The following is a 25069-nucleotide window of genomic DNA, read 5'->3' on the forward strand; positions in this document are numbered from 1 at the left end:
ATTGAATGGAAAAAACACAAACTGGCAAATTTGCCTCTTGCTTTATCTCTTTGGATTATCTAGTGAAGCCGCACCGCTTGAAAGCGACGGAGCGTAGCGCAGTCTGGTAGCGCACCTGATTTGGGATCAGGGGGTCGCAGGTTCGAATCCTGCCGCTCCGACCATCTTCCCCAAGATTTGAAATGGTCGATATATGAACGCCCCGGCACAGGCTGTGGCGTGCGTCTTTATCGCGTTGACATGCATTCCCGTGTAAACTATTGGCTTGGTGGATTTTCAGCTCCCCCAGCGGGGCAAGAGAGTAGTTCAGGGTTCTTCAAATGGTTGCACGTATTTACCGTCCAGCTAAGACGGCAATGCAGTCCGGTCAGGCTAAGACAGACCAATGGCTTCTGGAATATGAACCGGAAAGCCCGCGTATGGTCGAGCCTTTGATGGGCTACACTTCTTCAGGTGATATGAAGAGCCAGATTCGTCTGTTCTTCGCCACGCAGGAAGAAGCAGTCGATTATGCAAAGCGCAATGGCATCGCCTATCGCATTACGGAACCGAATGAGCCGAAGCGCCGCAAGGTTTCCTACTCGGACAATTTCCGCTTCGACCGGACGATGCCCTGGACGCATTGAGGTGCATTGATTGCCTGTTTAGCCTGACACTTGTTTCAGGCCGGGCAATGCGATAATTCGGCAGGGCTTTGCTGGCAAAGCCCTGTGCAAATTGAAATATCTTCGATCTTTTTCGAAAGGAGAGGTCCCGTAGCTCAGTTGGATAGAGCGTCAGCCTTCTAAGCTGAATGTCACAGGTTCGAATCCTGTCGGGATCACCACTCTTTCGTTCTTGTCGAATGACACGATATTTGGCCTTTTTTGGCCACTATGTTGCCCTTGGGTCAGCATCTCTGACCTTTCTCAACGATCATTCCCTCTGCGTCGGTCCGAAACTGCAACGCAAACTCAGCGTATAGATTTCGTCCACGGTCGACTTCCGATCCCGTTCCCTTCGCTCACCGGGTTGATCGAAGCATTACAAATCGAACATGTTACGATGGCAGAGCGTGTCGCAGGTTGTGGAAATTTTGCGACAGGAAAAGGATTCGGAATGGCCGCTTCTGGCCAGTTAAGGTTCGTTGATGGTTTGGCAAATTGATGGGTATGGTGGAGCAGGTCCTTTGCGGTTTGGAATGTCCCCGCCAAAGGTTGAGGGCATCATGGGAACGCATCCTGTGATCAAGCGCAGCCCCCCGAATGCGGCCCGCTACCTATTTGGACCCGATAGGCCTGTAGTCATCTTCGAGCAAAATTCATTGGTTGAAATCAGCTTTTCACCAGACGCCAGCGAGCCAGTAAAATACGGATCAGAAGATCTGTTTCTGTCCTCCGAGAAAGACGTACTTGAAATGCTATGGGCACACAGCGGCAGGGCCGATACATTTGAGGTGGCCGGCTTCATCGTCTTCCTCCCGCTAGGTATAACGCTCACTGGCTTTCACGATCACGATGCGGACCAAAAAGCGATCTCGTGCTTTGTCAGGGGTCGGTGGGATCGATTCGGAACGAGGATGAAACCAATAGAATTTTCGAGCTAATGACTTTGTCGGGCAATTCCTGAAACCTGCATCACGTTCGCAGCGGCCCGGATTCCGGGCCGCGACGTGTGCAAAAGTAAGTCCCGCAAGCCTGACTTTTGCACACGTCTTTTGCGACAGAATTTTCCCTGAAAAATTCGGTGCCGCCGATTTTGTCGCGAAACTTAGGATTTCCGCGACATGAACATGTTGTCGGGGCCGAAGGCCGGCCCCGATCATTGATGATCAGCTAAAATAGGTTTCTGCCATCACTTCTTGGATCACCTTCTAGGTGGTGAGGAGTGTAGAGATCGCTGCGAGCTTTTCTCCGCCACGGCCGCGCAAGACCCTCCGGGTTGGTTTTGATATCCGCGACAGCGATAGCGGGTAACCCGTTCATAGGGCACTGCGCTGCCCACTGACCATCCACCGAAGCAATGCCCGAAGGAGCAGCCGTGCTCTGGGGTGCGAGAGTTGAAAAGCTGACCCAAAAGGTATTGCTTGCAGCATGCCCCAATACCTCAGCAGCAAATGCCGGAGCACCAGAAGCGGTTTCTCCTGCTGTCGAGAACAGTACGCAATCGACATTAAGCTGCTCGTATTCGATGAATATTTCGGGATAGTGCGCTTCCATGCCGACCGCACAGCCGAAACGGAAACCGTCCACCTCAAAAGTCACGGGTGTCTTCCCCGGCGAGTACATAAACGAGATTTTCGTGTTGGATAGCAGGCGCTCATCGTAGCGCGTCACCAGTTCCCCACTGCTCTGCTCCCTTAAAACTGGACCGTTTATAATGAGAGTTTTCCGCGCTATTTTCCTGGCTGGGAGAAGGAGTGGAAGGCATGAAAGCATCGAAGTTTTCGGACGCTCAGAAGGTGTTTATTCTCAAGCAGGGAGATGACGGCGTTCCGGTAGCGGAAATCTGTCGCAAGAGCGGGATCAGCCAGGCAACTTATTTCAACTGGAAGAAAAAGTATGCAGGTCTGCTGCCTGATGAGATACGGCGGCTGCGCGCCTTGGAAGAGGAAAATACGCGGCTGAAGAGGATTGTTGCAGACCTCACGCTTGATCGGGAGATGTTGCAGGATGTGATCCGCCGAAAACTTTAAGGCCTGCGCGGAAACGTGATCTGGTGGCGGGAATGCTTGTTGATTGGGGAATATCGATCCGACGGGCCTGTGCAGCACTAAGCTTCGAAAGATCGACTATCAATTACAAGTCCCGCCGCACCGTGCAGGCCGCTGTTGAGAAGCGGATCAAAGAGATTTGTGAGACCCGTGTGCGATACGGTTACCGTCGCGTACACGTCCTGCTCGTCGCGAGGGCTGGACCATTAACATGAAGAAAACACGTCGAATATACAATGAGTTAGGACTTCAACTCAGGAATAAACATCCGAAACGTCGTGTCAAGGCCAAGCTGCGTGAGGATCGTCAACAAGCGATCGGGCCGAATGATGTTTGGGCGATGGACTTTGTGCATGATCAGTTGGCAACAGGAAAGAAACTCCGGATTCTGACTATTGTCGATACGCATTCACGCTACTCGCCGGCAACCGATCCGCGCTTCAGTTATCGTGGTGAGGATGTCGTTCAGACACTTGAGAAAGTGTGTCGTCGTGCTGGCTATCCGAAGACAATAAGGGTTGATAATGGAAGTGAGTTTATTTCGCGTGACCTCGAACTGTGGGCCTATGCCAACAAGGTCACGCTGGACTTCTCCCGACCCGGAAAGCCGACGGATAACGGGTTCATCGAAGCCTTCAACAGTAAGCTTCGCGCCGAGTGCCTGAACGCACACTGGTTCTTAACGCTTGAAGATGCGCGCGAAAAGTTGGAGAATTGGCGTCGACACTATAATGAGGATCGTCCTCACTCGGCAATCGGATATAACGTGCCGATTGCCTTGCATAATCCCGATGGCGTCATCAGCCCGCCATTGGCATAAGAGCCGGAAAATTCTAATTCCCGGCGGTCCAATCTTGGGGCTCAGTGCAAAACCCGGAAAATTCCAGCTCTCCGTGGCCCAAAATCGGGGTGCACCTCACCAAAACCGCTGGAGCGAACTCAAAACTGGATAAAACTTGGGGGCAAGGTCAGCGGAAACCCGCAAAAAATACAGCCTGCTATCGCCGCGTTCAATAGGCCAGCTTAACTAATACAGCAGGTTCTCGCTCAAGTTGTGGACTTATAATAAGGAACATATCAGCAAATGGTTCGTTTCGCTTTTCCAACCAGGAGGACGATCATGAAAACTTTGTCTGATATTTTCGAGCATACATTGCAGGACATTTATTACGCAGAGAATGCCATTACGAAGGCTCTCCCGAAAGTCGCCAAGGCGGCCAAAAGTGCCAAACTTAAGCAAGCCGCTGAGGAACATCTCGAAGAAACCAAGGGGCAGATCACGATCCTGAATGAGGTATTTAAGTCTCTCAAGCTAAAGCCTACTGCCGAGAAATGCGATGCTATCGAAGGGCTGATCAAGGAAGCCGACGGCTTGATTGAAGAGGCAAGCGGAACAGCTCTTGACGCAGGCTTGCTCGCAGCTTGCCAGGCAGTCGAGCATTATGAAATTTCCAGATACGGTTCGCTGCGCGAATGGGCAAAGGAGCTCGGACACACGGAAGCGCACACCTTACTGACCCAAATTTTGGATCAAGAGAAAGCTACAAATAACAAACTAACGAACTTGGCCATAAGCCAAATCAATAAGGCATAGTTTTCTGGCCGCACACGGGAGGGAGGCGGTACGTCCTCCCTCTCATTTTTGCGCACTTCTCGAAAACCCTAAAAGAAGTTCGCAAATGCACGCTGCTTTTGGTGCGTAAGAGTTCTTATATAGAAACTTACGCACAAAGCGCGCGGCGCAGTTCTCGTAATTTGAGAAGTGCGCACTTTTCCTGATTTTAGGATTTTCCAAAATACAACCTGATGTGAGGAAGGCAACAAGACGCCCCCGGTGAATGGTGTAACTGGAGGACCGCAAAGCGCCTTGCCCCATGGCAGGGTAACGTCTCGTTTTCTGCCTGTCCATTAACACCACATTTATTGAGACATTCCACACTCCTCTTGCCGCTACCAACGGCATACCGCAATCAACACGAGGAGCTCACATGGCACGCAGCCGCACACGCGCGCCTTTGTCTACGACGACAACCGTCACCAAAACCAAACCGTCCGCATCAACGGCGCCCGCGTCAAGATCAGCACCAAGTCTGGCAATGTGACGACAAAGCCAGCCCTGCCGCTCGAATGGGAATTACAGGCGGCACAGGTTTCCGCATTGCGCCGACTGCCACAGTACCAGCGCCAGTTCCTGTTGGCGGGAGACATGAACGCGAGCAAGAGAGGCCCGATGGCTCAGGCTCAGGCAATCGCAACGGGAATTACCAGCGGTGAACCTGACCTCCGCATCTATGGTGAATTCGGGCGTCTGCTGATGATCGAGACTAAGGTCGGGCAGGGAGGACTGTCACCAGCCCAGAAAGACCGCCACTCTGCCCTACAGCGGCTCGGCTATCCGGCGCAATTAATCGCGCACTGGTTACCAACATCAATCAACCGGTTCCTGCTAAGTATCTCATGCCAGGTATGGCTCTGCTTTGCATCGATACCGGCACCGAGTTGCGATTGCTGTCCTACGGCGATGCGGAAGCTATCCTTGCTGCTGCCGAAGACGCAGTTGCGCGGGCTGAAGCGGCGGTGGAAGGTCTCAACAGACAAAACATGCTCAAAGTTGATGACTACTTCTTGCCTGTTCTTATCTAGAAATTCGCCACGCATAACGCTCCCCATGTTCTCCAGCACAGCTTACTGATTTGGGCGTGGCAGGCAAGTCCTTGCAGTGGCAGGTTTAAGGCCCCAGTAAGGTTTCACTGAACTGGGGCCGAGCACCTTGGGAAATCACGCTGAAAGCAATAATAGGTGCCCAGTCGACGTTTATCTCGCATATTGTAAACAGTCTGTTTCGGGATGAACAAGAAAACCCCGGCACGTCTCCCAATACGCCGGGGCTACGCGCCTCCACGTGCGGCGAACACGATGGGCACGCTGATGAAGTATATCATAGACGCAGCGACTATAGCGTCCATCCATACACAGCGAGGGCTACACCTCCGACGGCACCAATAACCGACCATCCAATCATGCTGATACCCATGAAGCTGTGATACGTTTCGGAAGAGATCTTGTTGAAAGCTGCGGCCACAAAAAGGTTGGCAGCGGCACCGAGGATTAGACCGATACCGTTGGCGACGTAAGCGGCGGGATGAAGTGCTATGCTCTGCATGAAATATGGCCGCAGTAGGAAAGTTGCTCCAAGCATTCCTGCAATCAGCACAAAAACCGATACCATTCCGAAGCCGGACCATCTTACTAGCATTTGGTGAACTACCTTTGTCTTGGGGAGAGGTCAGGCGGTAATGGCCCTTGCTCGTTCGTCGGACAACCCTCCGACGACAAAATCCTCAAGAAAAACCCCGGAATGAGCCGGGGGTCTATGTTCATTGTTTTCGTCTGGTGTCCCAGAAAAGCATTGATATGACCCAGAGCAGCGCAACGAAGATTGTGCCCTCAATTAGAAAATACCAGTGCATGACACCACCTCACATCGGAATTCTACCGCCGCTCGAAGCTTTGTTCATCATCCATGGGATTGCCGCTTCCGGCTGTTCAAGCAGATTGCGCTTTCTCGCGAAGCCTTCGAATGCGTTACGCGCTACGTGAACCGGCTTAAGCCCATTCTGTGCATCGCAGCAGGTTTTCCACGTAACCTCAAATATGACGTCGCGTTGTTCGTCGGGCCAGTCATAAAGAAAATCAATAGCATCTTCGATGCTTGCAATCTCTTGGATTAAGTATTCGCCGTCCTTCACAAAAATTGGACTGTCAAACAAACGGTCGCTCATCGAAACCTCCATTTGATCGAACGAAGTGTGTTGGAATGACGGCTTCGATTTAGTGATCGCATCGACGGTTTCAAGAGCCTCTTATGTTAAATTTCAGGAAATCCCCATGAACAAAACAGCGTTCTTCGCGTATGCGAGGCGCGCGCCTTTTGGCGGGCGCTGAGCCAAGCGCAGGTCGACGGTACGTCGGCAATTCTGGCTATGGCCGAGCGCCGAGGCCTGCCAGACGAGCAGACGGCTTACGTGCTCGCGACGGCGTTCCATGAGACCGGCGGCAAGATGCAGCCGATCGAGAGAAACTTGAACTACACCAGTGCGGCTCGCATCCGGCAGGTCTGGCCGTCGCGGTTCTCCTCCGTGCAGAGCGCCCAACCTTATGTGCGCAATCCGCAGGCCTTGGCTAACAAGGTCTACGGCGGGCGCATAGGAAATACCGGCGCCAACGATGGCTGGCTATACCGCGGTCGCGGTTTGGCGATGATCACCGAGCGCGACAATTATGAAAAGTATGGCCTTGGCGTCGCGCCGGACAAAGCGCTTGAGGACGGCGTGGCTGTGCGCATCCTGTTCAACGGGATGATCAACGGCAAGTTCACGGGCAAGCGGCTGACTGATCACTTCGGTAGTGGCTGGGCTGCGCCGCAGGATGCCCGCGCAATCGTCAACGGCAGCGACAAGGCCAACAAAGCAAGGAAGATCGAAGATGAAACGAGCAAGCTTGGCGGCGGCGATGTTGACGCTGCTCTTTCTCGGTGGCTGCGCGACAGCCGGTAGCTACTGCGACGTGGCCCGGCCTGTCCGACCGAGCGTCGAGGACAGCCTGACTGATGGCACGAAACGTCAGATCCTCGCAGAGAACACAAAACTGGAAAAGCTTTGCGGAGTGAAACCGTGAAGGCGTGTCTTGCAAGGAGGTTCGCCCGCGCCCAATTGCTGATAAACTGCGTGACTTTTCAACTTTCAGGGAGTGGTTGAATGCCAAGCACGCTGGACAAGACGTTTGATGCGGTAATTCAGAAAAGCCAGAAAAAAGAGGTTGGACGTACATTGTCTGGCCCGATGCAGCGGCTTTCTTTGGAACAAGGGGCCTTGTCAAAGTGAAGGCAAGCGTCGACGGCGTGGACTTTGAAAGTTCCTTCATGGCGCTCGGAGACGGCACTCACAAACTTCCTATCAAAGCTGACCTTCTCAAGCGGATTGCAAAGTCTGCGGGAGACAGCGTCACGGTCACGCTGCGTGAACGTTTGCGCTAAGCGTTAAATTTATGAAACGGTAAATCATATGTCTAATCTTAGGAAGACGCCGAATGACCGGCGCTGAAATCATGGCCGCTGTCGGCTTTATCGTAATGATTATGGGCTTTCCGTTAGGTCTATGGAAGTACGTCGAAAGCCAAATCGCGAAAGCTGAGACGCGCAACGCGGCGAAAGCCGAAGCTGCGACCGCTCTTGCTAGCCTGACGCGGCAGGAGCTTTCCGATTACAAGCTGCGCGCAGCCGAGACGTTCGCCACGAAGGCAGGCATGCAGGAACAGGCGTCGCAGATCATGCGGGCCATTGAAAGCGTGGCGCATCGCATCGATGGACTCACCGAGCGGATTGACAATCTGATGCAGCCTAAGTCAGCTAGAAGTAGAATTTAATTCCTGAAAGGTTGGAACCAAAGATACTGCGCATGCATTATATGTTCGGAAATACCAAATATGAATGGAGAATATAATATGCGTCGTATTTTTCTAGCTGCTGTTGCAACTGCTGCAATCGTTTCTTTTGCAAATGCGCAGAACGCTACCGCAATGCAAGAAGAGGCATTTGTTACCGCAAAGCCGACCGACGTTATTACTAGTAGTATCCTGAATCTTGACGTTACGAATGCTAACGATGAGAGCATCGGCAAGATTCAGGATGTAGTGATGGGCGACGGTGACGTCGAAGGCTATATCGTATCGGTCGGCGGCTTCTTGGGCGTCGGCGAAAAGTATGTGGTCGTTGACCCTGATGCCATCGAGATTGTCTATTCTGAGAATGATAAGAAATGGTCGGCGAAAATGAACGCTACCAAGGAACAACTCGAAAAGGCCGCCGAGTTTAAGTACGAGGGCCGATGGGCTAAGTAACCAGTTTTTGAGAGAGCGGCTTTCGGGCCGCTCGTTTCATTTTTGGGCAGCTGGAGACGCGAGTAACTCACTACTGATTTTCAGGTTCAAGTGCTCTCCGGGTCATGTGAATGCAACGGCTTAATGAGATCAATCGCCCCGCTGCGCCGGAGTTCTTATTTATGCCAGCGAACAGAACCAAATAACGGGCGCCACGATCGGGATTGCAAGCGCGCACCACGCAACCCGCCACCCGACATTCTTTGTGCCTAGGAATGCCGTCATGACTATAGCCGCCGCTATCATCACGGTAATCGGCCAGTAGATTGACATATAGACGAGGGCGGCAACCCACCAAGGAAATGAAATCATGTGCGCTTGTAGCCGGTGGATAGTGCGGCGGCAATATCTCGTGGTGACGATGCTGGTCATATAAGAAAGGCGCCCCGAAGGGCGCCAATTTTTTATTTGTGCTTGGTTGGATCAACCAAGCGATAGCTTGAGCCAGGCTTAGGGGTTGGAGGTAAGGGCTTTCCTTGCACTCCAGTTATTTCTGGTCCAACACCGCCGCGCGGTCCAATAGTTGCATACTGGCCGGAGCGGGGAGTGATATTACCTGGCTTTAGAGGTGGCTTCGCCATTTGTTGTAGACTCTTTCGAGAGCATCTTGATTGAAAGTCCCTAGAGGCGTATCACTCGATTGCTAAGGCGAGAAAACGCCGAGTGCCGATTGGTGCTCCGTTTTTATCGACACAGGGGCAAGAAGTGAATCATTTCGCTTCTTGCCCTTTGTTTATCTCATTGCGCGCCGATCTCCGCAAATACTAAATCTAGTGTTAACATTCTTTGGGTGCGCCCGCTGGGGGCATATGTGGATAACGGGGAGGGATCACTTAACTGGTCCGAACCTGTGTTATGGCGCGCCGCCATCAAAAGCCGCCGCGATTTTTATTTGCCCATTAACACCACCTTTATCGAGACATTTCATTTTTCCTTTTGCGCCGCTCACCACGGCTACCAACCAAACACGAGGAGACTGTATGTCCCATGACAGACAGGGCGCGGGTGCGCGCCTTTCACACGAAGAACTCCTGCGGCGCGCCGAGGCCTACCGCGAGCACGGCACGCTGGTTAAGGCTGCCACTGCGCTCGGCATTAAAAAGTGGCATTCCACGAAAGCATCAAGCGGGCGGCGGAACTGGGGCTGTTGGGTCCGTCGCCGACGTTGCCGGGCAAGCCGCATCTATGGAAGACGCCCCTGGCTTTCCCCCTGCAGGCACCTCCGATGGCGGCAGCACGAGCTATTATGAGTTGCCAGCTGGCGCGACCGAGCTGAACGACCTAATCGAGCATAAAGGCATGTCCTTCGCACCCGGCAACATTTTCAAGGCCTGCTATCGGTTCGGGGAAAAAGATGCGGCCAACCGAATGTATGATCTGAATAAGATCTTATACTTCGTGTGGGGGCCTAAGGCTGTGGAAACGCGGAGGTAAACGTAGCCAGTCGTGCGCACCCTTTGAGCGCTTATCTACGAAAAGAACGCTTTCGCGATGAGCCACCGCATGACCGCCTAAGTATATTGGAAAGCTTTGTCCAATCTTCTGAGGGGGATGACATCTGTTTGTGCGCGTCTTCAATTTCGCGCGGCGTAGCAACAGCATGTTTCAATATGCTAAGATTGGTGGCGGGTACGGTAAGGCCGATATTCTCTTCATGGTTATTCATTTTAGAGCGTTTCCCTGCCTGATTGAATCAGCAGGCTTTGCAAATCAGTTACTTTCTGATTCAAGCTATCTGCCGATGGAGGTCGGCAGATATGTCGCGAGCCCTTTCCATTGATCTTCGAATACGTGTAGTTGCTGCCGTTGATGGCGGTGCATCGCATCGAGAGGCTGCTGAGCGTTTCGGTGTAAGCGCAGCCAGCGTTAGCCGTTGGCGTAACCTTCAACTCCAGCAGGGAAATGTTCGACCCGGTCCACTGGGCGGCGACCGCAATTCTCACAAGACAGAAGCTCATGCTGATCAGATCATGATCTGGCTCGCCGAACACAGGGACGGTACTCTCTTCGAACTTCGCAGTGATTTGGCCGCCCAAGGCATCATAATCAGCAAGTCGGCACTGCACCGCTTTCTTGTCCGGCACGAACAAACGCGTAAAAAAAGACTGGCCATGCTGTAGAGCAAAGCCGTCCAGACGTTCTGGAAAAGCGGCAATGCTGGTTCGAGGAGCAACTTGATCTCGATCCAGAGCGGCTCGTGTTCATCGATGAGACCTGGACAGCGACCAATATGGCCCGTAGTCATGGGCGGTGCCGCAAGGGTGAGCGGTTGCGAATGGGTTTTCCTCACGGCCATCGCAAAACGACCACGTTGGTTGCGGGGCTGCGCAATACGGGAATGGTCGCGCCACTTGTCATCGACGGCCCCATCAACGGTGATTGGTTCGAGGCGTATGTCGCTCAGGTGTTGGTTCCAACATTGAAACCAGGTGATATTGTCATCCTCGATAATCTGTCCAGCCACAAACGACCGGCAGCAAGAGAATTGATCGAGGCGGTCGGCGCGACAATGATGTTCCTTCCACCTTACAGTCCAGACTTCAACCCGATCGAAAAGGCCTTCTCCAAGCTGAAGGCGCTTTTACGAAAGGCTGCCGAGAGAACAGTCAATGGGCTTTGGGATCGCATCGGTCAGATGGTTGAACTCATCGAACCGCAAGAGGCTCAGAATTACTTCAACTCGTGCGGATATGATCCAACTTGAAAGGGAAACGCTCTAATCTCTCTTTCGTGTTGTTTCCCTTGCCGAGCAATTAAAATAAAAAAAGGCCAAGCAATGCTTGGCCCCAAAGCTAATTTCTTTCAACAGTGCCAGTACATCCGTGGTCACAAGAAAGAAAAAGCCTCATTTAGGCTGCTTGCAGATTACAAGCAGACATCTTGCCCGACTTGCGATCCTGTTCCAGATCATAAGTGAGCTTCTGGCCTTCGGTAAGCGAGTACATACCTGCGCGTTCAACCGCAGAGATATGAACAAACGCATCGCCGCCGCCATTCTCAGGCTGAATAAACCCAAAGCCTTTTGCTGTATTAAACCATTTAACTGTGCCGGTGTTCATTGGAACCCCTTTCATAGAAATATTGATAGCCGCGTTCGAAACAAACGCAGAGATGAAACGATTTTTTAAAGGGAGTTTTCGTCAACGCACGGCGCTAATCGTGCAGAAAGCTAATCTCAACAAGAAAATCTCGATGTCATGTTGTAGCAATTTTAATTATTTGTGTCAAATTTTTAATATGATTCGACTAATTTAACAGATAAAAATACTTAAATATCTTAATATTTCCGTTGTTTTTACAATGAAATAACGATTTCAAACTTATTGTTTGAGAGGCCCTGTTTGGGCGCCCTCAAAGGATAATTATTGAGCCGTGCCATAAGCAGAAGACACTTCCGTCTGTGAATCTGGGTCCGTTTGAATGTCGCCCATTACTCCAGCCATAAAACTCTTCAGAACTAACGCTGACTCATTATAATGGGGCCCTGGTAGGGGTTTCATCCTGGACGTGAGATAGCCAGCCTTAATAATCATCTGCTTCAGAATGCGATGGTTTGAGTGAAAATCGCCATTATGGATATTGGAAGACATGGCGTCCTCCTTTCAAATTGCGGGCAAGGGTAATTCAACCCACGTCAGCAGAGCCTGTATTAAATCAATTCACTGACACTTTAGGGTGGACTGTTTGTGATTTGATAGCAAGCGAACAATTAAGGTCACTTAGGGGCAAGATACTCACTATTCTGACGCAGCCCGAACGATCTTATGTTCGGAAATCCAGCTCCACATAAAAAATAACCCCGCGGCGTGATCGCGCGGGTTGAAGTCATGTCTCATCGGCACCCAAAATTTTATTCAGAACTTCGCGTTTGTAAAGTCCTAAGGATTGATTTGTGGGACATCAATATAAACGAAAGAAAGTGCTGACAGTTTTTTGACCGTACGATAAAAGGTCTCTCCAAAAAAGGGAGGGGAGAATGTACAGCAAAAGGACGGTCGAAGCGCCGCGTTTGTGGGTAGTTCGATGGATCGAACAATTGTCACTCACGAAGTTTCTGGCATTGGTTGTGGTTTGCAGCGCAAGTACTGGCGTAATTCTGAGCCGGTTAATTTGAAAGCGCTAAACGGATTGCACACGATAGGATCTTTAATAGTAAAGCCCCGACGCCTCTCCAAACGTCGGGGCTTCCTACCATTCCTGAGTGTTGTTATCGAGGCATGGTAATACAAAAACTAACGTGTTTGCGATCGCGGGCAAGGGCTTCATTTTAAAAGCCCCGACACGCTCTTCCCGGAGTCGTCGGGCCGCGCTCGGCAAATGAGGTGCATGTCCTTGCCGTCTGCTCTATCCGCTGAGCTTCGTACGGACCCAGCGAATAACTAGAAAAAGGCGCCTGCCCTAGGGACGAGCTAGGCAGGGCTGCGTCAGCGACGGTTCTAGTGGTGAATGAGCCGTACTGGCGCGGAGTGGTATCGATGCATTGCGTGAAACTACGTTGGCGAAATTTTGTTCCGTCATTTTAGCCCGTCTTTATTCGGCCCCCTCATTCTATCCTGGAATAGCCCCTTAATTGCCCGGACAGTTTCTGCCACTTAAATAAGTGATAGGACTACTGTTCACATTATGACTGGTAATAGCATTAAGATGGAAATTCTTTCCGGCCCTGAGCGGCGTCGACGCTGGAGTACAGCGGAGAAACTTGCGATTGTCCACGAAACCTACGAGGCGGACGCAACGGTCAGTCTGGTCGCCCGTCGTCATGGCATTGCGCCCAGCCAGCTGTTCGCGTGGTGCAAGCTTACGTCAGAGGTCGCGACGGCAGCCGAAGAGGAGGTTGTCCATTCCGGTGACCAAGCTCGGACTCCAGACAATGCCGCCGCTGACGCTGACCGCATTGCGGTTTGGCATAGCTGTTCCGCTTCTGCCGCTCTTCGTTCTGGGCAAACAAAGACTTCCACTCAAGGCTTTTCCCAGACTGGCAGGGTTGGGTGTTCTGGGCATCGGCATTGGTCAAGTTTCACAGACATTGGGTGTTGCCGGCACATCGGCATCAGCCGGAACGATTATTTCCGCTACCATTCCCCTGTTTGTCGTCGTTTTTGCAGCCCTTCGCCTGAAGCAGGCCGTTTCAGGCGTGCAGATGCTCGGACTGGTTACCGCCTTTGTGGGAATCGGTCTGGTCGCTCTGGAAAAGGGCGATCCGTCTGTGGTTGGAACGCAAAACAGTCTCGTCGGTGCAAGCTTCCTGCTGCTGTCGGCAGTCGCTATCGCCTTCTATTATGTGTGGAGCGTTCAGCTCACGGTTCAGTACGGGACAGCCACAGTTGTCGCATGGAGCACTTGGTTCGGCTTGCTGGCACTCTTGCCGTTTGCCGGATGGGAAATCTCGACCGTCGATTTTCAGCTCAATTATGTTGCAATCGTTTCAGCGATCTATCTTGGTTTCATTGTTAGCGTTGCTGGCTTTTTCCTCTGGCTTCATCTCCTGCGGACGGTTCCTGCCAGAACGGCTGCCAGTGTTCAGTATTTGCAGCCTGTGTTCGGGGTCATGGCTTCGTCGGTCATGTTTGGCGATACGATGGGGTGGTATTTCGCTGCGGGTGTCACACTTGTTTTGATCGGTCTGGCACTGACGATCTTCACGAAGCGACAAAGGCAATGAATATCGATATTGGGCCAATTTAAACTGCAAGAAGGCCAAAAGCACAGGCTCGATCTTGAGCATAGTGCAAAGGCCTGACAGAGGAGCGCCTTATTGCAACCGACATGGAGGCCATCTTGCACAAGCAAACCACGGCACAATTGGCCTTGGGGCTTCTGGATTGGAACCGAAAGCATCTGGTTCAAGGCGGAGCGCTTACAGAGGCAATCATAGCGGAGAAATTCGCGGACCAGTTCATAGTCAAGGCCAATGGACGCATCCATCCTGCCAATCATGCCAATTATTTGGCCTTTCTGAATGGTTTCCGCAGCACGATTCACACCATCGACTACGATGTGCAAGACGTTGTGGTGGAAGGAAATTCAGCCGTACTGGCAATGACTGCCACGGTCGTGCGTCTCGATGAGACGACGGATCAATTCGAAGCGATGCTGCTTTTGAAATTCGATGAAGCTGACCGTGTCACCCTCTGGCACGAAGTTTACCTGAAAACACAATAGGGCACGGTACGAGCCTTCCAACGAAGACAGAACGCCGCGAGCACTTCGCGGCGTTTTATGTCTGTTCGGTTGTCCGTTATTGTCCGTGTGGACCGTCGGGAACACGGTGCCTCATATAGACACGCGGCCGGTCATTCCCGTGCCAGCCTGGACGATCACGCCATCCACGGCGACCCCAATGCCTGTCGCGATAGTAGCGACGATCACGATACCAATAGTCATCCCGGTCATTGAGAGCAGAGCCTATGGCAACGCCAGCGATAAGCGGAATGCCGATGAGTGCAGCTGTTCGACCGAAATCATCGGAGTAACCACCTGATGTTCCCTCGCGAAATGCCAGATAGCGCGACGATGCCCAGCCATAAGTCGGGCCGTAGCTGACCTGACACCAGCCATAACCGGATGTGCAGCCACGCACAGTGACAGGCGCTCCGCTTGGGATGGAACCCAGTGTCGCATAGCGCGTGCCGGGGCCTGTTCGAATATTGAGGTTGGTGGTGGATATGGCGTTCGCGGCCTGCGCTGCGCCCGCCGCAAATACGCCCAAGGCAACAAGAGCGGCTTTGAGAGCAAGCTTCATCGGAGTTCTCCCTGAACTGTCTCTATTGTCTATAAAACGACATCGATGAGCGAAGGTTCCAATCAGGGCAGACAGGCCGTGCGTGCCGAATAACAAAAGCGCCGGAAAACCGGCGCTTTCGAGGATCTTTGCGGATTGCTGGAACTATCGTCTGCAGCGAGCCACATACATGCGGCCATGACGGTCGCGATATTGGCAATTGCCATTGCGCAGTTCACGCACCAGAAGGCCGCCCAATGCGCCCGCACCTGCGCCGATCAGTGCGCCACGTCCGCCGCCAGCAATGCCGCCAATGATGGCACCTGCGCCGGTGCCGATGGAAATATCCTTTTCGGTGGTCGTGCAGCCCGTTATTGCGAGCAAGGCCACCAAACCAAGCGCCACTTTCCGCATCCCTGTCTCCTCCTGAGAAATACCAGACTAAGCTTAAACGATTGATTTCATGATCGGTTGCGTTCGAACCTGCAGGCCCGGACGAAAAATATCGCAGATCGAAACCGCGTTAGTGGCGACGATGGCGAAGGATGACCGCAATCGCCAACCCAGCCAGTCCGAACGCGATAACGCCTTGCAGAATGAAAACCCAGTTCATCATGATGTAGTCCTTTGACACTTACCTCATTGAGAGGTGCGTACGAATTTGGGTTCTACCTAGCGCATTTTAGTCGGATGGGAAACGCAACATAATGGCTTTGAGCTGGAGTGCATCCCGAAAAGTGCGACGCGCCTACACAAGGAAATAAGTTCGCTGGACTGATCTCCGATCCTGTTTTGATTGGACATGGTGCGCTTTGATGAAAACTAATCGTATGAAATCATTAAATTTATTTAATGGGAGTATTCACTTGGCGTTCACGTTGGCGAGCGCATTTTCCTTACATCGAATAAACAAAGGAAGCCGATATGAAGCCGATCGTTATTGCTCTTACTGCCTTTTCCTTTCTTGCAGCTCCTGCTGCGATGGCCCAACCGTATCCGTCGCAACATGGCAAGCCGTCTCACAGCCAGATGCACAAGGGTGGTCCGAAATATGATGCGCGTAAATATGACAATCGCCGTCACCAGAGCTGGAAGAAGGGCAACCGCCTGCCGCCAAACTACCGCGGCCACGTCGTGAACAACTATTCTGGCTACAAGCTGCGCAAGCCGCCACGCGGCTATCACTGGGTCAAGGTCAACAACGATTATATGTTGATCAGCATCGCAACCGGAATCATTTCGTCCATCGTGGCGGGCCGGTAAATAATCTGCACAAGAAAGGCGGCTATTGGCCGCCTTTTCCATGTCTGCAATATCAGTTCTCGGGGCCAAAATATTTGGCTTTCAGCTTGGCGACCTCTTCACTCTCGTGAGCACTGATGATTGCTACGCTGGCGGGCTTGACGAGTTCGCTATGGCGCGGGAAGGCAAAGCCATATTTGTCCGGGCTGAATACATTCCCGACAAGATCGACAGGTTGGTCGGCGTGCTGGTGGGCGTAATATTCCAGAACCGGCCCGTCGCCGACGATTGCCGCAATTTCATCGCTGACCAGTGCGTTTACCGCTTCGGGCATGTGATCGAAAGGAACAGTCGCGATAGAGCGCGACTTCAGAAACCGTTCTGCGACACCGCCTGCACGAACGCCAACGGATTTCCCCTGCAGATCAGAAAGGCTGGAAATATTGTTGTCGATATGAGCGACGGTCATGACGCTAGTAATCGATGAAGTCATGTAGGCGATGATCGCTATGCCAAACACCATCCAGAATGTCTGCCAGATGCGTCCCACCCAACCGAACAGGTTTTTGCGTGAAGTTTTGCCAGACGTCGCAATGGAAACCACGTGATAGAAACTTTCTGCCAGTCCCTCGCGCCAGCGTTTCGGAAAGCCTTCATCAAAACGCCTGTCGAAGATCGTCAGCAATACCGTGGCCGCAACGAGAATGCCGAGGATCCAGGCATAAGTCGCCAGATGTCCCGCATCATCAAGGCGGCTGATGAGATCGTCCCAGCCACTTCCTGCCTGGGTATGCACCATGATGCGCAAGCCAGCATCGAACCATGGATGGGTGAAATCCACGATCTCGGCACGCTGTTCCGTGATTGTCAGATTGGTAACGGCGGCTTCGACTTTGCCTTCTGAAACCGCTTTCACCAGTTCGGTGTAATTCGGATACTCCACATATTGCGAAGCAAGGTTCATGCGTGTGGCAATGTCCTGCCAGATATCGATAGCCATGCCGGAGAACGCATTGCCCTGTTTGTTGACGAATGGCTCACTGACATAAACACCGACCTGCACGGGCTTGGGTGCCTGCTGCGCATACGATGCTGATGGAAATACCACCAAAAGTAGAATTAGAATATGTTTGTATAAATGGTGGTTTATGAAGCTATTCATTGGCATTAACGACAAAGCACGTCCCCAAAAATTCCAGTACTTGCTGTATTTTAGATAGTTTCGATATTTTAATTGTATTAATATTTACCTCAACAGTTATCATGATATTTCGAGAAATATGTTCGTTAGTTGTTGCTAATTTAATTTGTTCTCTGTTCCGACGGAATATGGAACCGAACGCCCTCCTATTCAGTTATTGCGGCTAACAAGCCGAAGGTCACAACACGGCTAAAGAGGGGTTTATGGAGATTATCGACAATCCGGATTCTGCGGTGCGTCCGATCACGTCGGCGCCGCCACGTCTGCCGACCCTGGCGGCAATGGCTGTCGCCGTTGCCATTCTCTATTTTGCAAAAGACGTTTTTCTGCCTCTTGCCATAGCGGTGCTGCTGACATTTGCGCTTGCGCCGATTGTCGCCTTTCTGCGCAGGGCCGGGCTTCCACGCCTGTTCGCGGTGATTACAAGTGTGGCCGGCGGCTTTCTGATCGTCGCAGTCTTCAGCGCGGTCGTTGCCTTTCAGGTTTCTGAGGTCGGGCAGAATATCTCAATCTATCAGTACAACATCATCGAGAAGATCAGGACACTCAAGGAAGCGAGCTCAGACAACAGTTTCTTTGACAGGCTCAACCGCTTTGCCGAGCGCATAGGCACGGAAATCAACAGGCCGGAACAGAAAACACAGGCGCTGCCTTCGGATCAGCCGGAGGAAAAGCCGCTGCTCGTCCAGATATTCGCGCCGCGCCATCCGGTTGAAACGCTCCGGAGCATAATCGAACCGCTCGTCGGTCCGCTGGCGACGACAGGTCTCGTCGTGGTTGTGGTGATTTTCATGCTGCTCGAACGGGAGGAGCTGCGGGATCGCTTCATAAGGCTGGTCGGCTATGGCGATCTTCATCGCACGACCGAAGCGTTGCAGGATGCGGGAAAGCGGGTTGGACAATATCTGCTGACGCAGCTTGTGGTGAATATTACCTATGGAGTGCCACTCGCTTTCGGGCTTTGGATTTTGGGTATTCCGAATGCAGCTCTATGGGGAATGCTGGCAATCGTTTTGCGGTTCGTTCCCTATATCGGCCCGGTTATCGCAGCGATCCTGCCGCTGTTCCTTGCCTTTGCAGTTGCACCCGGCTGGAGCCTGCTCCTTTGGACAATCGGGCTCTTCGTCATCATTGAGCTTCTTATAAACAATGTGATCGAGCCTTGGCTCTATGGCTCGCGCACCGGCCTTTCGCCGCTTGCAATCATCGTTTCGGCCATTTTCTGGACTTGGCTCTGGGGCCCGGTCGGGCTGGTCTTGTCGACGCCTCTGACGGTCTGTCTCGTGGTGCTGGGGCGTCATGTGCCGCAATTCGAGTTTCTGGAAATCCTGTTCGGCAACGAGCCTGTACTCGATCCGAAGGAACGTCTCTATCAACGCCTCCTGGCCGGAGACCCGGATGAGGCCACGGATAATGCCGAGGAAATGCTGGAACGGAAATATCTGGTCGAGTTTTACGGTTCGGTCGCGATCCCGGCGCTCCTGATGGCGGAGCGGGACCGTCTGCGCGGTGTTCTGACCGAGCCGCAATTGCAGATCGTTGACGAAAGCACGAAGACGCTGGTGGCCAATCTGGAGCAGATTGCGAGCGAGGAGGAGGGTGACGACGAAGAGATCGCGATTGAGAATCCCGATGGCGATGGCAGCGCATCCGATCTGGAACTTCCCTCCGGCGAAGGCCGGTCGCTGCTGACATTCGGGGGACGGAAGGGGCTCGACGACACGGCTGCGATCATGCTGGCGCAGGTGCTTGCCGTGCAGGGCGCGTCGGCAGAAGCCGTCGTGCATGATGCGCTCAAGCCCGCCAATCTCAGGGCGCTGGATCTTTCCGGCAGGGATACGCTGATAATCTGCTTTCTGGATCAGCAGGCGGCGCGTCACGCCCGCTTTGCCGTACGTCGTCTGCGACGTCTGCGGCCCTCTCTGCGCATTGGCGTGGTGCTGTGGCACGATCCGAGCGAAGCACGATCCGTTGACCGGGAGGCGTTGCGGGAAGAAATGCAGGCGGATTTGGTCGCCTGCACCATGATAGAGGCCGTCGTGGAAGGCCTCTCTGAAATCGAACCGAAGCCCTTGAAGGCGGCAAAGAAAACGATCCGCGCGCGGTCCCGCAAGATGGCCGCTGCAAAACCGGCTTAGATCGCCGCAAACCCCTTTTCGAGGTCTGCAATGAGGTCCGGCACGTCTTCCAGACCAATCTGCAGGCGGATCACCGGGCCCGGATAGTCGCCCTTGGCCACGGTGCGGTCATCGAGGCGGACATGAACTGCGAGGCTTTCATAGCCGCCCCAGGAATAACCGAGGCCGAAAATCTCAAGCGCATCGAGGAAAGCATGGGCTTCCTTCTGCCCGCCGCTGGCGAGCACGATGGAGAAAATACCGGCAGAACCGGAGAAGTCCCGCTTCCAGATTTCATGACCCGGATGGCTTTCCAGTGCCGGATGCAGAACCCGGTCGACGGCCGGGTGGCTTTCAAGCCAACGGGCGACGTCCAGTGCGCTCTTGCGGTGATGTTCCAGCCGCACGCCCATCGTGCGCATGCCGCGCAGGATCTGGTAGGTATCGTCAGCCGATGTGCACAGTCCAAGCGTTCCGTGCGTTTCCAGAAGCTGCGGCCAGCATTTTTCATTGGCCGAAATCGTGCCAAACAGAATATCGGAGTGGCCGGACGGATATTTGGTCGAGGCATGGATGGTAATGTCCACGCCGAAATCGAGCGCCTTGAAGTAAAGCGGGGTAGCCCAGGTATTGTCCATCATGACGATGGCGCCGCCCTTGTGCGCTTCTTCAGCGATGGCCGGAATATCCTGCATTTCAAACGTGTTCGACGCCGGTGATTCCGTGAACACGACCTTGGTGTTCGGGCGCATCAGCTTTGCAATGCCGGAACCGATCTCCGGATCGTAATATTCGACTTCCACGCCCATGCGCTTCAGGATCGTATCGGCAAAATGCCGGGTCGGATTGTAGATCGAATCGACAAACAGCACGTGATCGCCGGGCGACAGGAAGGCGAGAAGCGGAACGGTAACAGCGGCAAGACCGGACGGGACGCAGACCGTACCTGCCGAACCTTCCAGCGCATCAATGGCAGCGCAAAGCGCATCGCTGGTCGGCGTGCCACGCGTGCCATAAGTGTATTTCTGGCCACCGGTTGCCATCGTCTCTGCATCCGGGAAAAGCACGGTTGAGGCGCGGACAACGGGCGGATTGACGAAGCCATGATAATCGCGCGGCTGATAACCATCGTGAGCCAGCCGTGTGTTTATACCCAGCTTCTCTGTCTTGCCCTGCTGCTTAGTCACGAAAATGCCTCCAGACCATGTTGCATGCTATCCCACTGATTCTCGCCCACCGATTCTCGAACAAGAGGATTTTGCCGGGTCGCATCAAGGTCGGCTGCGGCAAAAAGATCTGCGATTCCGTTTGCGGCGGAAACTTTGAATACTTGGATAGGATGCGCGCGTTCCGGATGCAACCTCGCGTGCAATTTATTGCGTAAGAAGCTTTTGAAAGGGTATTTCTATTATGATGGCGTCAGGCACGGGAAGCATTTTTCTATATCCCTTTCGCGCGGCGCTGGAACTTCTTCGAGCTCTTTTGCGCCCGGCTTACAAGGGGGCGCCATCCTCATGGACGCTTGAAATGACCGCAATTGTGGTGCTTCTGCCGTTCATTATCCTCGTGCTGCATCTGTGGGATGCTGACATCGTTCGCGTCACGGCGCAGAGCACCAACTTTATCATGGAATTCCTGCGTGCGGTTACGGATGCGATTCGCACTATCGTCTGGCTGGCAATCGGCATTGTCGTCTGGCTCGTCACAGCGATACTGCTTTCGCCAAAACTGCGTGATAGTGCCAGACCATGGTTCGTGAAACTCCATAGCTGGGCAACGCTGGTGCTGACGTCGATTGTTGTGGGGAGCATCCCGACTGAAATCGGTAAACTCGCCATCGGTCGGGCGCGCCCGTTCCTGCTCGATGACGTGGGCGCAGCCTATTTCTCACCGTTCAAAGGCCAGTTTCTTTATGAAAGCTTCCCGTCAGGTCACTCTATGATGGCTGGCATCATGATGGTCTCGCTTTGGATATTCCTGCCGCGCTGGCGCGTCCTTACAGCCCCGGCATGTTTTCTCTTCGGGATCAGCAGGCTTGCCGCGGGCGCGCACTATCCGACCGACATCGTAGCCGGTCTGACGATCGGATTCGTGGCGACATGGTGGGTTGCCCGCTATATGGCGACGCGAAATATTATTTTTTCTTTGGATGGTGAAAGCGCGATGCCGCGCGTCTGATTTCTATCAGGAGTTGCTCTCGGCATTGCCCATCTAGGGTGGTAGTCAAATTTAACCAATTGTATTAATTGAGTTATAATGCCGTATTCCAACTGGTTGCGACATGATCTTCTCTGGAGAGGGTTTCTACCCAGAAATCGGGAAATCGTGTAAATTTTCAAATATTTCCCCCTCATCTTTTTTGGAGGCCAGCTCGCCGGGCTGCGTTATTGCCTTGACCAAAGGCAATTTTTCGCCTTCGATAAGACCCGTGAAGGCGGCAGGTTTGTCACTGCGCTCAAAAACAAGAATCGAAGACCGGAAAGCGGTCTCGGGCGAGGGGCAGCCTGCTGTATGGGCATGGGCTTGGGAGGTCACACGGCTTTTCCGACGGGTTTATGCAAAAATAAAGCAACAAGAGACGCTTGAGCCAAGGGTTCAGCGCTCTCCAGGGAACAAAAGGTTGCAGGCCAGATGAAAAAAACTCTTATGACGGGTGTATTGGGTGCGGCGGCGCTGTTTAGCGTAGCTTCGGGAGCATCCGCGGATACGCTTTCCGATGTGAAGGCGAAAGGTTTTCTGCAGTGCGGCGTTAATACGGGTCTTCTCGGCTTTGCTTCGCCCAACGACAAGGGCGAGTGGTCCGGCTTTGACGTAGACTATTGCCGCGCTGTGGCTTCTGCGATTTTCGGCGATCCAACCAAGGTGAAGTTCACGCCGCTGAACGCCAAGGAGCGTTTCACGGCCCTGCAGTCGGGTGAAGTGGACGTCCTGATCCGTAACACGACCTGGACGATCAGCCGCGACACTGCGCTTGGCCTTGATTTTGCTGGCATCAACTACTTTGACGGCCAGGGCTTCATGATCAATTCAAAGAAGCTGTCGGGCATCAATTCCGCATTGCAGCTTTCCGGCGCTTCCATCTGCGTTCAGGCCGGTACGACGACCGAGCTGAACATGGCCGACTATTTCCGCGCCAACAAGATGGAATATAACCCGGTTGTCTTCGAGAAGATCGAAGAAGCCAACGCCGCTTACGATTCCGGTCGTTGCGACGCCTATACGACCGATCAGTCCAGCCTCTACGGGGTTCGTCTGGCGCTTGCCAATCCGGATGATCACGTCATCTTGCCGGAAATCATCTCCAAGGAGCCATTCGGTCTGACCGTTCGTCAGGGCGATTCCAAGTGGGCGGATGTCGTTCGCTGGACCCATAATGCGCTGCTCAACGCCGAGGAATACGGCATTACGCAGGCCAATGTCGAAGAGATGAAGAAGTCCGACAATCCGGACATCAAGCGTCTTCTCGGTGTGGAAGCAGACACGAAGATCGGTACCGATCTCGGTCTCGACAATGACTGGGTGGTGAAGATCGTCAAGGGCGTCGGCAATTACGGTGAAATCTTCGAGCGCAATATCGGCGCCAGCAGCCCGCTCAAGATTGCACGTGGCATCAACGCCCAGTGGAACAAGGGCGGCCTGCAATACGGCGTCCCTGTGCGCTAACGGGCCCTTCTTTCCAGACTGATCATCGGCGGGTGCAGCAGCGCCCGCCGGATTTGTCGGCTCTGCAGTTTGTCCATTTGCTACTGGCCTCGCATCGTGAGGGCATCTGAACGCTGACAAGCTGCATTTTGGAATTCAACCGCGTCTTGCAGGCCCGCAAGCTCGAGATGAGCCTGAATTGGGGATGGCAAGACCGAACGGTTCGGCATTCGATGTCTCGATTTCAGGAATTGCTCCGCAGATGCGGTCAGCCTTTCCTGTTTGAGGTCGATGCAGCCAGCCGAGAGGCACAGGAAACATATGGCTTCCTATTCTGCAACTGAACGTCGCCAGGACAGCGGCGGAACTTCGCTCCTGTACGATCCGCGGATTCGCGGCATCTTCTATCAGGTCATTGTCTTTGGTGCGGTCATTGGCGCGATCTACTGGATTGTCGGCAACACGGTCACCAATCTGCAGCGCGCAAACATTGCATCCGGCTTCGCCTTCCTCAATGGGCGTGCCGGGTTTGATATCAGCCAGACGCTTATTCAGTACAACAGCGATTCGAACTATGGCCGGGCCTTTCTGGTTGGCCTCGTGAATACGCTTTACGTTGCCGCGCTGGGTGTCATTACGGCATCGATCATCGGGTTTCTGGTTGGTATCGGCCGTCTTTCGCGCAACTGGCTGATCCGCAAGATCTGCACGGTCTATGTGGAGATATTCCGCAATATTCCGCCGCTGCTCGTCATCTTCTTCTGGTATTTCGGCGTTCTGTCGGTCCTGCCGCAGGCCCGCGACAGCTTCGCGCTCCCGCTGGGCACGTACCTGAACAATCGCGGCTTCTTCATGCCATCTCCTATATGGGGTGAGGGGGCGTGGCTTCTGCCGGTGGCGCTTCTCATCGGCATCGTCGCTTCGGTCATCGTTGCACGTTGGGCAAAACGCCGCCAGATGGCAACCGGCCAGTCCTTTCACACGATACGCGTGTCCGCCGCCCTGATTATCGGCCTGCCGATACTGGCGCTGATCGCGACCGGATTTCCGGTTTCGTTCGACTTGCCGAAGCTCGGAACGTTCAATCTGACCGGCGGCGCACAGATCAAGCCGGAGTTTCTGGCTCTGTTTCTGGCGCTTTCCTTCTATACGGCGTCCTTTATCGCTGAAACGGTTCGCGCCGGCGTTCTGGGCGTCAACAAGGGGCAGACCGAAGCGGCTTATGCAGTCGGGCTCCGTCCCGGCCAGACGATGCGTCTCATCATCGTGCCGCAGGCGCTGCGCATCATCATTCCACCGCTCTCGAGCCAGTATCTCAATCTTATCAAGAACTCGTCCCTCGCCATTGCCATCGGCTATCCCGATCTTGTCGCCGTAGGTGGCACGATCCTCAACCAGACCGGTCAATCGGTCGAAGTCGTGGCGATCTGGATGGTGATCTACCTGGGCATCAGCCTGATTGTGTCCGGCCTGATGAACTGGTTCAATGCCAAGATGGCGCTGGTGGAGAGGTGACA

General features: G+C 53.4%; 24 protein-coding genes, 2 tRNA genes and 4 pseudogenes. 20 read left to right on the plus strand and 10 right to left on the minus strand.

All coding sequences use genetic code 11. The features are described 5' to 3' along the window. Positions 1–87 precede the first annotated feature (87 nt). The 3 genes from ABDF71_RS05755 (at position 88) to ABDF71_RS05765 (ending at position 826) form a co-directional block, all read left to right on the plus strand. A tRNA-Pro gene (locus tag ABDF71_RS05755) sits at positions 88–164 on the plus strand. 156 nt (positions 165–320) lie between these two features. Next, on the plus strand, positions 321–626 hold the full coding sequence (locus ABDF71_RS05760) for an ETC complex I subunit (RefSeq protein WP_010661699.1): 306 nt from the start codon (positions 321–323) through the stop codon (positions 624–626). A 123-nt stretch (positions 627–749) separates the two neighbouring features. After that, positions 750–826: transfer RNA gene (locus tag ABDF71_RS05765), tRNA-Arg, on the plus strand. A gap of 988 nt (positions 827–1814) precedes the next feature. On the opposite strand, the pseudogene ABDF71_RS05770 reads toward ABDF71_RS05765, so the two are convergent. Then, positions 1815–2324: pseudogene (locus tag ABDF71_RS05770) on the minus strand (carbon-nitrogen hydrolase family protein); the annotation flags it as partial. An 83-nt stretch (positions 2325–2407) separates the two neighbouring features. Between ABDF71_RS05770 and ABDF71_RS05775 the strand changes: the two are divergent. The 3 genes and pseudogenes from ABDF71_RS05775 to ABDF71_RS05785 all read left to right on the plus strand — a co-directional run. Beyond that, a pseudogene (locus tag ABDF71_RS05775) lies at positions 2408–3512 on the plus strand (IS3 family transposase). A gap of 300 nt (positions 3513–3812) precedes the next feature. Beyond that, entirely contained in the window at positions 3813–4286 is a 474-nt protein-coding gene (locus tag ABDF71_RS05780) for a YciE/YciF ferroxidase family protein (RefSeq protein WP_010661706.1), read from the plus strand. Positions 4287–5095: 809 nt separating this feature from the next. Continuing rightward, a pseudogene (locus ABDF71_RS05785) lies at positions 5096–5308 on the plus strand (hypothetical protein); the annotation flags it as partial. A 337-nt stretch (positions 5309–5645) separates the two neighbouring features. Here the strand turns inward: ABDF71_RS05785 and ABDF71_RS05790 are convergent. Continuing rightward, entirely contained in the window at positions 5646–5921 is a 276-nt protein-coding gene (locus ABDF71_RS05790; RefSeq protein ID WP_040129468.1) for a hypothetical protein, read from the minus strand. Between the two features lie 250 nt (positions 5922–6171). Further along, positions 6172–6474: a DUF982 domain-containing protein gene (locus ABDF71_RS05795; RefSeq protein ID WP_500061300.1), complete on the minus strand. Its 303-nt coding sequence runs from the start codon at positions 6472–6474 to the stop codon at positions 6172–6174. Between the two features lie 201 nt (positions 6475–6675). On the opposite strand from ABDF71_RS05795, the gene ABDF71_RS05800 reads away from it, so the two are divergent. The 6 genes from ABDF71_RS05800 (at position 6676) to ABDF71_RS05825 (ending at position 11333) form a co-directional block, all read left to right on the plus strand. Beyond that, positions 6676–7248, plus strand: coding sequence for a hypothetical protein (locus ABDF71_RS05800; RefSeq protein WP_235909156.1), 573 nt, complete (start codon positions 6676–6678; stop codon positions 7246–7248). Between the two features lie 201 nt (positions 7249–7449). Further along, entirely contained in the window at positions 7450–7575 is a 126-nt protein-coding gene (locus ABDF71_RS05805) for a hypothetical protein (RefSeq protein WP_255487980.1), read from the plus strand. Next, a complete protein-coding gene (locus ABDF71_RS05810) occupies positions 7521–7727 on the plus strand; it encodes a DUF1905 domain-containing protein (RefSeq protein WP_235819933.1) in 207 nt (68 codons plus the stop codon). The genes ABDF71_RS05805 and ABDF71_RS05810 overlap by 55 nt, the downstream gene beginning before the upstream one ends. A gap of 53 nt (positions 7728–7780) precedes the next feature. Then, positions 7781–8116: a hypothetical protein gene (locus tag ABDF71_RS05815; protein ID WP_010661712.1), complete on the plus strand. Its 336-nt coding sequence runs from the start codon at positions 7781–7783 to the stop codon at positions 8114–8116. A 78-nt stretch (positions 8117–8194) separates the two neighbouring features. Next, complete coding sequence (locus ABDF71_RS05820; RefSeq protein WP_010661713.1) at positions 8195–8590, plus strand: PRC-barrel domain-containing protein; 396 nt, start codon at positions 8195–8197, stop codon at positions 8588–8590. Positions 8591–10386: 1796 nt separating this feature from the next. Beyond that, a protein-coding gene (locus ABDF71_RS05825; protein WP_011982578.1) for an IS630 family transposase occupies positions 10387–11333 on the plus strand; the annotation gives its coding sequence in 2 pieces (ribosomal slippage) (positions 10387–10726 and positions 10726–11333; 948 coding nt in all). 145 nt (positions 11334–11478) lie between these two features. Here the strand turns inward: ABDF71_RS05825 and ABDF71_RS05830 are convergent. Both ABDF71_RS05830 and ABDF71_RS05835 read right to left on the minus strand, forming a co-directional pair. Next, positions 11479–11688: a cold-shock protein gene (locus tag ABDF71_RS05830; RefSeq protein ID WP_010661715.1), complete on the minus strand. Its 210-nt coding sequence runs from the start codon at positions 11686–11688 to the stop codon at positions 11479–11481. A gap of 303 nt (positions 11689–11991) precedes the next feature. Then, positions 11992–12219: a hypothetical protein gene (locus ABDF71_RS05835; protein WP_010661716.1), complete on the minus strand. Its 228-nt coding sequence runs from the start codon at positions 12217–12219 to the stop codon at positions 11992–11994. Between the two features lie 1033 nt (positions 12220–13252). Between ABDF71_RS05835 and ABDF71_RS05840 the strand changes: the two are divergent. The 3 genes and pseudogenes from ABDF71_RS05840 to ABDF71_RS05850 form a co-directional block, all read left to right on the plus strand. Further along, positions 13253–13480, plus strand: a pseudogene (locus tag ABDF71_RS05840) (transposase); the annotation flags it as partial. After that, entirely contained in the window at positions 13476–14291 is an 816-nt protein-coding gene (locus ABDF71_RS05845; protein WP_328589814.1) for a DMT family transporter, read from the plus strand. The pseudogene ABDF71_RS05840 and the gene ABDF71_RS05845, both read left to right, overlap by 5 nt. Positions 14292–14407: 116 nt before the next feature. Further along, positions 14408–14791, plus strand: a complete 384-nt coding sequence (locus tag ABDF71_RS05850; RefSeq protein ID WP_235691865.1) for a hypothetical protein — start codon at positions 14408–14410, stop codon at positions 14789–14791. Between the two features lie 76 nt (positions 14792–14867). On the opposite strand, the gene ABDF71_RS05855 is transcribed toward ABDF71_RS05850, so the two are convergent. Next, positions 14868–15371 (minus strand): SH3 domain-containing protein, encoded by a 504-nt coding sequence (locus tag ABDF71_RS05855; protein WP_010661054.1) that lies wholly within the window; start codon positions 15369–15371, stop codon positions 14868–14870. Between the two features lie 144 nt (positions 15372–15515). Next, a complete protein-coding gene (locus tag ABDF71_RS05860; protein WP_012092366.1) occupies positions 15516–15764 on the minus strand; it encodes a YMGG-like glycine zipper-containing protein in 249 nt (82 codons plus the stop codon). Between the two features lie 510 nt (positions 15765–16274). Between ABDF71_RS05860 and ABDF71_RS05865 the strand changes: the two genes are divergently transcribed. After that, a complete protein-coding gene (locus ABDF71_RS05865) occupies positions 16275–16613 on the plus strand; it encodes an RcnB family protein (protein ID WP_010661056.1) in 339 nt (112 codons plus the stop codon). Positions 16614–16665: 52 nt separating this feature from the next. Here the strand turns inward: ABDF71_RS05865 and ABDF71_RS05870 are convergent, their stop codons facing one another. Beyond that, the gene (locus tag ABDF71_RS05870) at positions 16666–17769 is read right to left on the minus strand and encodes a transporter substrate-binding domain-containing protein (RefSeq protein ID WP_029925157.1); all 1104 of its coding nucleotides are present in this window, start codon (positions 17767–17769) and stop codon (positions 16666–16668) included. A gap of 227 nt (positions 17770–17996) precedes the next feature. On the opposite strand from ABDF71_RS05870, the gene ABDF71_RS05875 reads away from it, so the two are divergent. Continuing rightward, the gene (locus ABDF71_RS05875) at positions 17997–19931 is read left to right on the plus strand and encodes an AI-2E family transporter (RefSeq protein WP_500061306.1); all 1935 of its coding nucleotides are present in this window, start codon (positions 17997–17999) and stop codon (positions 19929–19931) included. Here ABDF71_RS05875 and ABDF71_RS05880 read toward each other — a convergent pair. After that, positions 19928–21097: a cystathionine beta-lyase gene (locus ABDF71_RS05880; protein ID WP_094514919.1), complete on the minus strand. Its 1170-nt coding sequence runs from the start codon at positions 21095–21097 to the stop codon at positions 19928–19930. The genes ABDF71_RS05875 and ABDF71_RS05880 overlap by 4 nt on opposite strands. A gap of 223 nt (positions 21098–21320) precedes the next feature. On the opposite strand from ABDF71_RS05880, the gene lpxE reads away from it, so the two are divergent. Continuing rightward, on the plus strand, positions 21321–22088 hold the full coding sequence (gene lpxE / locus ABDF71_RS05885; RefSeq protein WP_029925152.1) for a lipid A 1-phosphatase LpxE: 768 nt from the start codon (positions 21321–21323) through the stop codon (positions 22086–22088). Between the two features lie 126 nt (positions 22089–22214). On the opposite strand, the gene ABDF71_RS05890 is transcribed toward lpxE, so the two are convergent. Continuing rightward, entirely contained in the window at positions 22215–22445 is a 231-nt protein-coding gene (locus ABDF71_RS05890) for a hypothetical protein (RefSeq protein WP_010661061.1), read from the minus strand. A gap of 96 nt (positions 22446–22541) precedes the next feature. On the opposite strand from ABDF71_RS05890, the gene ABDF71_RS05895 reads away from it, so the two are divergent. Continuing rightward, positions 22542–23573 carry an amino acid ABC transporter substrate-binding protein gene (locus tag ABDF71_RS05895; RefSeq protein ID WP_010661062.1) on the plus strand — a complete coding sequence of 344 codons (1032 nt, stop codon included), beginning with the start codon at positions 22542–22544 and terminating at the stop codon, positions 23571–23573. A 300-nt stretch (positions 23574–23873) separates the two neighbouring features. Then, positions 23874–25067 (plus strand): amino acid ABC transporter permease, encoded by a 1194-nt coding sequence (locus ABDF71_RS05900; RefSeq protein WP_094514920.1) that lies wholly within the window; start codon positions 23874–23876, stop codon positions 25065–25067. Positions 25068–25069 lie beyond the last annotated feature (2 nt).

It is taken from the genome of Ochrobactrum sp. WV_118_8 (genome assembly GCF_039631535.1).
Classification (GTDB): domain Bacteria; phylum Pseudomonadota; class Alphaproteobacteria; order Rhizobiales; family Rhizobiaceae; genus Brucella; species Brucella anthropi.

Excerpts from the sequence above, each read along its gene's own strand:
- ABDF71_RS05760 (WP_010661699.1), top strand. The coding sequence starts at position 321 with ATGGTTGCACGTATTTACCGTCCAGCTAAGACGGCAATGCAGTCCGGT.
- ABDF71_RS05780 (WP_010661706.1), top strand. The coding sequence starts at position 3,813 with ATGAAAACTTTGTCTGATATTTTCGAGCATACATTGCAGGACATTTAT.
- ABDF71_RS05790 (WP_040129468.1), bottom strand. The coding sequence starts at position 5,921 with ATGGTATCGGTTTTTGTGCTGATTGCAGGAATGCTTGGAGCAACTTTC.
- ABDF71_RS05795 (WP_500061300.1), bottom strand. The coding sequence starts at position 6,474 with ATGAGCGACCGTTTGTTTGACAGTCCAATTTTTGTGAAGGACGGCGAA.
- ABDF71_RS05800 (WP_235909156.1), top strand. The coding sequence starts at position 6,676 with ATGGCCGAGCGCCGAGGCCTGCCAGACGAGCAGACGGCTTACGTGCTC.
- ABDF71_RS05805 (WP_255487980.1), top strand. The coding sequence starts at position 7,450 with ATGCCAAGCACGCTGGACAAGACGTTTGATGCGGTAATTCAGAAAAGC.
- ABDF71_RS05815 (WP_010661712.1), top strand. The coding sequence starts at position 7,781 with ATGACCGGCGCTGAAATCATGGCCGCTGTCGGCTTTATCGTAATGATT.
- ABDF71_RS05820 (WP_010661713.1), top strand. The coding sequence starts at position 8,195 with ATGCGTCGTATTTTTCTAGCTGCTGTTGCAACTGCTGCAATCGTTTCT.
- ABDF71_RS05830 (WP_010661715.1), bottom strand. The coding sequence starts at position 11,688 with ATGAACACCGGCACAGTTAAATGGTTTAATACAGCAAAAGGCTTTGGG.
- ABDF71_RS05835 (WP_010661716.1), bottom strand. The coding sequence starts at position 12,219 with ATGTCTTCCAATATCCATAATGGCGATTTTCACTCAAACCATCGCATT.
- ABDF71_RS05855 (WP_010661054.1), bottom strand. The coding sequence starts at position 15,371 with ATGAAGCTTGCTCTCAAAGCCGCTCTTGTTGCCTTGGGCGTATTTGCG.
- ABDF71_RS05860 (WP_012092366.1), bottom strand. The coding sequence starts at position 15,764 with ATGCGGAAAGTGGCGCTTGGTTTGGTGGCCTTGCTCGCAATAACGGGC.
- ABDF71_RS05865 (WP_010661056.1), top strand. The coding sequence starts at position 16,275 with ATGAAGCCGATCGTTATTGCTCTTACTGCCTTTTCCTTTCTTGCAGCT.
- ABDF71_RS05875 (WP_500061306.1), top strand. The coding sequence starts at position 17,997 with ATGGAGATTATCGACAATCCGGATTCTGCGGTGCGTCCGATCACGTCG.
- lpxE (WP_029925152.1), top strand. The coding sequence starts at position 21,321 with ATGATGGCGTCAGGCACGGGAAGCATTTTTCTATATCCCTTTCGCGCG.
- ABDF71_RS05895 (WP_010661062.1), top strand. The coding sequence starts at position 22,542 with ATGAAAAAAACTCTTATGACGGGTGTATTGGGTGCGGCGGCGCTGTTT.
- ABDF71_RS05900 (WP_094514920.1), top strand. The coding sequence starts at position 23,874 with ATGGCTTCCTATTCTGCAACTGAACGTCGCCAGGACAGCGGCGGAACT.